The organism is Burkholderia sp. Ac-20379, from assembly GCF_017104645.1.
In the GTDB taxonomy this organism is placed as follows: domain Bacteria; phylum Pseudomonadota; class Gammaproteobacteria; order Burkholderiales; family Burkholderiaceae; genus Burkholderia.
In genome coordinates this window covers 1-8,947 of record NZ_JAAGPF010000313.1, presented here as the reverse complement: position 1 = coordinate 8,947, position 8,947 = coordinate 1, and the positions used below count along the sequence as shown (strand labels likewise).

Sequence of the window (8,947 nt, the reverse complement as noted above, 5' to 3'; positions counted from 1 at the left end):
CTTGGCGCGCGCGGCGCGATCGTCGACGCGGCGCAGGTCGAGGTCGAGGCGCAGGCGTTGGCGCAACAGGTTGCCCAGGCGCCGCGTCTGGCGCTGGCCGAGCTGAAGCGTCACATGCGCGGCGCGCTGCCGGCGCATCCTGCGGCGCCACTGGACGACGCCGTCTGGGGCACGCCGTCGCCGGCCGCTGCCGCGCGCATCGCGAGCACGCTGCGGTTCGACGGCGGCACGGTCGAACTCGACGCGTACGACGACGGCGTGGCGGTGGTGCGCATGATCGAGCACGAACACCGCAACATGTTCACGCCGCGCCTGATGCGCGATCTGCTCGACGCGTTCGAGCGGATCGCGCGTTCGCCCGATTTCAAGGCGGTGGTGCTGACCGGCCACGGCCGCTATTTCGCGTGCGGCGGCACGCGCGAAGGGCTGGAGGATCTGCAACGCGGCGACGGACGCTTCACCGATCTGAAGATCTACAGCTTGCCGTTCGATTGTCCGCTGCCGGTGATTTCCGCGATGCAGGGCCATGCGCTCGGCGCGGGCTGGTCGCTCGGCATGTTCGGCGATCTGCGGCTGTTCGCCGCCGAAGCCGTCTATCACAGCAACTATCTGCGTTTCGGCTTCACGCCGGGCGCGGGCGCGACGCTGGTGTTCCCCGACCGGCTCGGCGACGAACTGGGCCGCGAGGTGCTGTTTTCGGCGCGCGAGTACAAGGGACACGAGCTGGCCCGCCGCGGTGTCGCGACGGTGCTGCCGTCCGCGCAGGTGGTGCCGCATGCCATGGCGCTCGCGCACGGTTTGGCGCGCGCGCCGCGCGACGCACTGCTGCGCGTCAAGGCGGAGCAGCGTGCGCGGCTCGGCGCGCGGCTCGCGCACACCTTCGAGCGCGAGTTGGCGATGCACGAAACGACCTTCATCGGTAACGCCCAGGTGAACGAACGGATCCAGCGCGCGTTTCGCGAGCAGGACGCGCGCGCCGCTTATCTGCCGCGCGTGGCGCCGGTCGAAGCGGCCGTGGCGGCCGTGGCGCGGCCGCAGCCGCCGGTTGCGGCGGTTCCGCCGCGCTTGGCGATTCGCGATGTCGTGGTGGCGACGTTGGCCGAGGAGTTGATGATCGATGCGGCGGACGTTCGCGACGGTGCGAAATTCCTCGACCTCGGTCTCGATTCGATCCTGGCGGTGACGTGGCTGCGGCGGCTCAATGCGCAGTTCTCGATCGAGCTGCCGGCGACCAGTGTTTATGCGTATCCGACCGTGGGCGCGTTGGTCGAACGCGTGGCGTCGCTGGCGGGTGTGACGTCGGTTCTGGCGGTGTCCGCGGTTGAGGCGCAGCCGGTTCCGGTGGAAACCGTTGCCGTGGCGGCTGCGCCGTCCGTGACGGCCGTGCGCCCGGCGATTCGCGATGTCGTGGTGGCGACGTTGGCGGAAGAGTTGATGATCGACGCGGCGGAGATTCGCGACGGTGCGAAATTCCTCGACCTCGGTCTCGATTCGATCCTGGCGGTGACGTGGCTGCGGCGGCTCAACGCGCAGTTCTCGATCGAATTGCCGGCGACCAGTGTTTATGCGTATCCGACCGTGGGAGCGTTGGTCGAACGCGTGGCGTCGCTGGCGGGCGTGACGTCGGTTCCGGCGGTGTCGGCGGTGGAGGTGCAGCCGGTTCCGGTGGCAGCCGTTGCCGTGGCGGCTGCGCCGTCCGTGACGGCCGTGCGCCCGGCGGTTCGCGATGTCGTGGTCGCGACGCTGGCCGAGGAGTTGATGATCGACGCGGCGGAGATTCGCGACGGTGCGAAGTTCCTCGACCTCGGTCTCGATTCGATTCTGGCGGTGACGTGGCTGCGGCGGCTCAATGCGCAGTTCTCGATCGAGCTGCCGGCAACCAGCGTCTATGCGTATCCGACCGTGGGCGCATTGGTCGAACGCGTGGCCGACATGAGCCCGCAATCGCCGGCTGCCGCGCCTGAGCCGGTGGCCGTTGCTGCGATGCCGGCCATGGCCGAGGCTACCCGCGCGGCGGCCGATGTGGTGGCCGACGTGACGGCGTCGTCGTGGTTCGCCGGGCTTGCCGATGCGTCGGCCGAAACCGGCATCATCGCGCCGGCTTCGGCTTCGGCTTCGGCTTCGGCTTCGGCTTCGGCACCGGCACCGGCACCGGCACCGGCACTCGCACAACCGCTCGCCGCCCAGCCCCTCCAGCCCGCCCGTCATGCCGCAACCAGCCCCGAGCCGGTCGCGATCATCGGCGCGTCGGGCCGCTTCCCGAAGGCCGCCGATCTGTCGGCCTTCTGGGCCAACATTCGCGACGGCCGCGATTGCATCGACGAGGTTCCGGCCAGCCGCTGGGATATCGCCAGCCACTACCATCCCGATCCGCTGGAGCCGGGCAAGTCGTACAGCAAATGGATGGGCAGCATCGACGATATCGACGCGTTTGATTCGTTGTTCTTCAACATCACGCCGCGCGAGGCGGAGCTGATGGATCCGCAGCAGCGCCTGATGCTGCAGCACGCCTGGCACGCCATCGAGGATGCCGGCATCGATCCCGCGCAGCTCGCCGGCAGCCGTTGCAGCGTGTTCGCGGCCAGCGGGCCGAGCGGCTACGCCGAGCAGGTCGGCGAGCGCAACAGCTACAGCCTGACGGGCAATTCCGGCTCGATTCTGGCCGCGCGGATCGCCTATCTGCTGGATCTGCACGGCCCGGCCGTATCGGTCGACACCGCGTGCTCCAGTTCGCTGGTGGCGATCGTCGAGGCCTGCAAGAGCCTGGCGCTCGGCGAGAGCGATCTGGCGCTGGCCGGCGGCGTCTGCGTGATGATCGGGCCGTCGATGCATGTCGACACCAGCAAGGTCAGCATGCTGTCGAAGGATGGCCGCTGCTTCAGCTTCGATCACCGCGCCAACGGCTTCGTGCCGGGCGAGGGCATCGGCGTCGTGCTGCTCAAGCGTCTGTCCGACGCCGAGCGCGACGGCGACCCGATCCACGCCGTGATTCGCGGCTGGGGGCTGAACCAGGACGGCAAGACCAACGGCATCACCGCGCCGAATCCGCATGCGCAAGCCCGTCTGATCCGCGACGTGCACCGGCGCTTCGGCCTCGATCCGGCCACCATCGGCCTGATCGAGGCGCACGGCACCGGCACGCCGCTCGGCGATCCGATCGAGGTCGAGGGGCTGGCCGACGCCTTTGCCGGGGCCGCTCCGGACGCGTCGTGCGCGCTCGGTTCGGTGAAGAGCAACATCGGTCACACGCTCGCCGCCGCCGGGGTGGCGGGCGTGCTCAAGGCGATGCTGGCGCTGCGCGCGCGGGAACTGCCGCCCACCATCAACTTCGAGCGGCAGAACCCGCATCTGGTGCTGCGCGGCACGCCGTTCCGCATCAACACGGAGCGGCAGCCGTGGCCGCTGCCGCGTTCCGGCGCGCGGCGCGCGGCGGTCAGTTCGTTCGGGTTCAGCGGCACCAATGCGCATCTGGTGCTGGAGGAACCCGCGAGCGGGGCGGCCGCGCCGGTTTCCGTCGCGCATGGCCCGCTGGCTTGCCTCTGGTCGGCCGCCAGCATCGCGCAGCTCGTCGAGACGGCCGGTGCGCTGGCCCGGCATCTGGCCGCGCATCCGGCGCTGGATCTGCAGCGCTTCGCGGCGACGCTCGCCATCGGCCGCACGGCGTTCGTGTGGCGGGCCGGATTCCTGTTCGAGGGCCGCGCCGATCTGCTCGCCAAGCTGACGGCGATCGCCGAAGGCAACTGGCAGGCAGCCGGCGTGCAGCCGGCGGACGCCACGCAATCGGCGGCCTGGTCGGTCGACGACGGCGCCGCGCGGGCCTTGCTCGACGCATGGGTGGCGGCACGCGACCTGGGCCGCCTGCTGGACGCCTGGCGGCTCGGCGCGTCGCTCGACTGGCGCCGCGTGTATCCGGCCGGGCAGGGCCGTGTGCATCTGCCGGGCTATCCGTTCGCGATCGAGCGGCATTGGGTGGCCCGTGCCGCGGCAGTGACGGACGCGGTGGGTGCGTTGCCGCCGGTGGCTGCGCCGCCGTTGGCAGGCTCGCCGACGTTGGCAGCCGTGTCGCAGTCTACAGTCATGCCGCAATCGGTGGCTGTGCAGCAGTCGTTGGCGGCGCCGCAGTCGACCGCTGCAACGCAGTCGGCGTTGGCACCGCAATCGACCGTTGCGCTGCAGTCGGCGTCGGCACCGCAATCGACCGCCGCGCTGCAATCGGCGTCGGCACCGCAGTCGACCGCTGCACCGCAATCGACCATCGCGCCGTCATCGACCGCTGCAACGCGATCGACCGCCACGCCCGGCAATCCGCATCCGCTGCTGTCCCGCGATGCCTCCGTACCGGGCCACATCCGCTACGTTGGCGAGATTCGCGGCGACGAGCCGTCGCTCGCGCATCTTCGGCAGGGCGCCGATCGCCTGCTGCTCGGCCTCGAATTCCTCGACATGGCCCGCGCGGCCGGGGAGTCGGAAACCGGGCAGCCGGTGCCGGGGCTGAAAAACCTGATGTGGGGCCGGCCGATGCGCGTCAATGGCTCGCCGCGCGCGCTGAACGTGGTGCTCGCGCAGGATCCGGACGGGCTGCTGTATCACGTCCATGCCGACGGCGAGGCCGTCGAGCCGTGCCATGTCGGCGAGCTGATGCTCGATCCGGCCGAGGCGCGCTGGCCCGCCGCGCTCGACGTGGCGCGCGCCGGCGCGCTGCTGCGCGGACGCGAGGTGTATCACGAGGCCGGCGAGCTGCTCGCGCGCCTCACGCGCGCGCCGGTCGAACCCGGCGCGGCCGCGGCGCGCGATCCGTGGCGGCTCGATGCCGTCTGGCCGCTGGTGGCGCGGTATGCCGGCGGCGCAACGCCGGGCGGATGTTTCCCGAGCCTGGCCGGCAGCGTGCTGCAAAGCGGCGGCCTGCCCGACGAGCTGCTGGTTCGGATCTGGCGCGAGCCGGCTGCGGCGGCCAGCCACGACCACGATGGAGCCGGCCCGATGACGGTTGCGCTGTATGACCTGCAGGGCGCGCCGCGCCTGGTATTCGACGATCTGGTGACGGCCGCCTACGATGCGCTGGCCGGCATTTCCCTGGAGGAAGCCCAATGAACCCGGTAGACAAAATCGCAATCGTCGGCGGCGGCCCGACCGGCATCGGCATCGGCCGGGAGCTGCTTGCGGCCGGCATCGATTTCGATCTCTACGAGGCCGAGGCCGATTTCGGCGGCGTCTGGAACAGCGAGGCGTCGTGCGGCCGGGCGTATCCGTCGCTGCATTTGATCTCGCCGAAGTTCAACACCCAGTTGCAGGATTTTCCGATGCCCGACAGCTATCCGGATTATCCGAATCACCGCTTGATGCTCGAGTACATCCGGGCGTGCGCGAAGGCGTCCGGGCTCTATCCGAAGGCCCGCTTCAACGCGCGCGTCGCGCGCCTCGAGCCGGTGGGCGACCGGTGGCGGCTCGTGACCGAAAGCGGCGCCGAAGCAACGTATGCGCTGGTGGTGGTGTGCAACGGCCTGCAGCGCGTGCCGCACTATCCGCAGCCGCTGCCGGGCCGCTTCGACGGCGAGACGCTGCACACCAGCGAATACAAATCGCCCGAGCAGTTGCGCGGCAAGCGCGTGCTGGTGATCGGCGGCGGCAATTCCGGCTGCGACATCGCGGTGGACGCTGTGCATCACGGCAGCCGCGTGCTGCACAGCACGCGGCGCGGCTACTACTACCAGCCCAAGTTCATCGCGGGCAAGCCCACGCCGCAATGGATGATGGAACTGGGCAACAAGTTCGCGACCAAGGCCGAAACGCTGTCCTACATCGAGGAAGTGTTCCGCATGGCCGGCTTCGACGGCGCGGACTACGGCCTGCCGAGGCCCGACTATCCGCTCGACGCGGCGCATCCGGTGATGAACTCGCAGATCCTCTATCACATCGGCCACGGCGACATCGTGCCGAAGGGCGCGGTGGCGTCGTTCGCCGGGCGCGAGGTGCGGTTCACCGACGGCACGCGCGAGGAGATCGACGTGATCGTCTACGCCACCGGCTACGACCGCGATTTCCCGTTCCTGGCCCCCGACCTGCTGCAGTGGAAGGACGGCGTGCCGGATCTGTTCCTGCACGCGGTGCCGCGCCATCTCGACAACCTGCTGTTCATGGGCTTCATCAACGCGGCCGGCGGCCTCGGCGACGGCCTCAAGACGCAGGGCCGCTTCGTGGTCAGTTACGCGCGGGCGTTCTTCGCGCGCTCGGGCGGGCTCGCACGGTTCCTGGCCGCCAAGCGCGTCGATGTGCCCGACCTGGGGCAGGACTACTTCGTCAAGTCGCGCCGCCATCAGTGGGAAGCCGACCTGTGGAAGCTGCTGGCGCAGATGCGCAAATATCGCGACCTGCTGGAGCAGGACGCGCTCGAACTCGAGGCTACGACGCGATGAATGCCGGAAACGCCGACGAATTGCGCGCACGGATGCGCGCCGTGCTCGATGACGAACTGATGCAGCGCGCGCGCGAGCGCACCGCCCGCGCCGCCACGATCGCCGAGGCGCAACAACGCGCGGCCGAACCGGCCTCGCAGGCCGACGATCGTCTCGAGCGCGACGTGCTGCGCATCGCGGCCGCGGCGCTGCGGATGCCCGAGATGCGGCTCGCGCCGGACGAGAATCTGGCGCGCTACGGCATCGATTCGATTTCGATCACCGAGATCATGGTGCAGATCTCGCGGTTCTTCGGCGTGTCGATCGCGCCCACGACGTTTTTCGAGGCGCGTCATCTGAACGATCTCGCGCAGATTTTGCGTTCCCGTTACGGGGCGGCGATTGCTGCGCATTACGCGGCGGATGCGGTGGGTGCGTCGGTTGAGTCGGATTCGGCGAATGCGGCGAATGCGGCGGCTCCTGTCGCGGCCCCGGCCTCGACGCCGACGCCGACGCCGACGCCGACGCCGACGTCCGTTCGTCATCCCGCGCAGGCCGCGCAATGGCTGGCGCGTCATCGCCGGGCAGCCGCGCGCGTCGCCGGCGCGGCACCTGCGCCGGCGCAGTTGCAAGCGGCTCCTGCTCCGGCGTTCGCCGCACAACCGGCCGCGCAACCCGTCGCGCAATCCGCAACGCCTTCGGCCACGCAACCGGCCGCCCAACCCGTCGCTCAACCCGCAGCGCCATTGGCTGCGCAATCCGTCGCTCAACCCGCAGCGCCATCGGCCCCGCAACCAGCCGCCCAACCCGCAGCGCCATCGGCTGCCCAACCCGCCGCCCCAGCACCACAGCCGGCCAGCAGCCCCTCGTCCGCGCACGCCCCCGTGGCCGTGATCGCGATGGACGGGCGCTTCGCCCGCAGCCCCGATCTCGACGCACTGGCCGAGCATCTGCGGCGCGGCGACGATTGCATCGAGGAAGTGCCGGCCGATCGCTGGGATTGGCGCGCGGTGCACGGCGATCCGAAGCAGGGCGCGTTCACCGACGTCAAGTACGGCGGCTTCGTGACCGGACACGACCGCTTCGACGCGGCGTTCTTCAACATCTCGCCGAAGGAAGCGGAGTTGATGGACCCGCAGCATCGTCTGTTCATCGAATGCGTGTGGCGTCTGATCGAGCGCGCCGGCTATGCGCCCGGCTCGCTGTCGGGCCGGAAGGTCGGCATCTTCCTCGGCATCAACCTGCAGGATTACGCCACGCTCGCGAACCAGTCGGGGCAGATGGACGCGGTGCAGTTGACGGGCCTGGGCCATGTGTTCTGTCCGAACCGGCTGTCGTTCCTGCTCGACGTGCACGGCCCGAGCCAGGTGATCGACACGGCCTGTTCGAGTTCGCTGGTGGCGATCCACCGCGCCGTGATGAGCATTCGTCACGAAGGCTGCGAGATGGCGATCGCGGGCGGTGCGAACCTGATGCTCTCGCCGCTGCAGCACATCATGTTTTCCCAGGTCGGGATGATCTGCCCGGACGGCCGCTGCAAGACGTTCTCGCGCGATGCGAACGGCTACGTGCGCGCCGAGGGGATCGGCGCGGTGCTGCTCAAGCGGCTCGATCTGGCCGAACGCGACGGCGACACCATTCTCGGCGTGATCCGCGGCTCCGCCGAGAATCACGGCGGCGCGGCCACCTCGCTGACCGCGCCGAATCCGCGCGCGCAGGCGCAACTGATCGTCGAGGCGCACCGGCAGGCGGAGATCGATCCGCGCAGCGTCACGCTGATCGAGTGTCACGGCACCGGCACCGCGCTGGGCGATCCGATCGAACTGGACGGCCTGAAAAGCGCGTTCGACACGCTCTACCGCGATCGCGGCCTGACGGACGACGACCGGCAGGCCGCGCCGCGCTGCGGGCTCGGCTCGGTGAAGTCGAACATCGGCCATGCCGAAACGGCGGCCGGCGTCGCCGGCCTGATCAAGGTGCTGCTGGCGATGCGCGACGGCGTGCGGTATCGCAGCCTGCATTGCGAGCAGCCGAACCCGTTGCTCGACTTCGCTGGCAGCCCGTTCGAACTGTTGCAGGAGGCCAGCCCCTGGACGCGGCCGGTGCTCGACGGCGTGGAACTGCCGCGTCGCGCGGGCCTCAGTTCGTTCGGCGCCGGCGGCGCGAACGCGCACCTGGTGATCGAGGAATACCGGCCGCGCGCCGAAGCCGATGCCGCCGCTGCATCGGCCGCGCTGCAGCCGGCCGGCCCGTTCGTGGTGCCGCTCAGCGCCAAGAACGACGCCGCGCTGCGCGAAGCCGCCGCGCGTCTGCTCGCGTTCCTGCAACACGGCGCGCCGCTCGACGCCATGCAATTGCGCGATCTCGCCCATACGCTGCAGTCGGGCCGCGATGCGATGCGCTTCCGTCTGGCCTGCACGGTGATGGACCACGCGGGCTTGCTGCGGCAACTGTCGGCGTTCGTCGCCGGCGAGACGCCGGCGGCCGGCGGCGCGGTGTCGGGCGTCGTCGAACGCACGCGCGGCGTGCGCGCCGCGCCGATCGATCCGCTGTCC

3 protein-coding genes are annotated in these 8,947 nt (G+C 70.1%); all 3 read left to right on the top strand.

All coding sequences use genetic code 11. The features are described from left to right. A partial coding sequence (locus G3N92_RS27195; protein WP_206130684.1) for a beta-ketoacyl synthase N-terminal-like domain-containing protein occupies window positions 1–5,091 on the top strand: 5,091 nt, incomplete at its 5' end. Beyond that, window positions 5,088–6,413: an NAD(P)-binding domain-containing protein gene (locus G3N92_RS27190; protein ID WP_206130683.1), complete on the top strand. Its 1,326-nt coding sequence runs from the start codon at window positions 5,088–5,090 to the stop codon at window positions 6,411–6,413. The genes G3N92_RS27195 and G3N92_RS27190, both read left to right, overlap by 4 nt. After that, the coding region (locus G3N92_RS27185) for a beta-ketoacyl synthase N-terminal-like domain-containing protein (protein WP_241015044.1) at window positions 6,410–8,947 on the top strand (2,538 nt) is incomplete at its 3' end. The genes G3N92_RS27190 and G3N92_RS27185, both read left to right, overlap by 4 nt.

Excerpts from the sequence above, each read along its gene's own strand:
- G3N92_RS27190 (WP_206130683.1), top strand. The coding sequence starts at position 5,088 with ATGAACCCGGTAGACAAAATCGCAATCGTCGGCGGCGGCCCGACCGGC.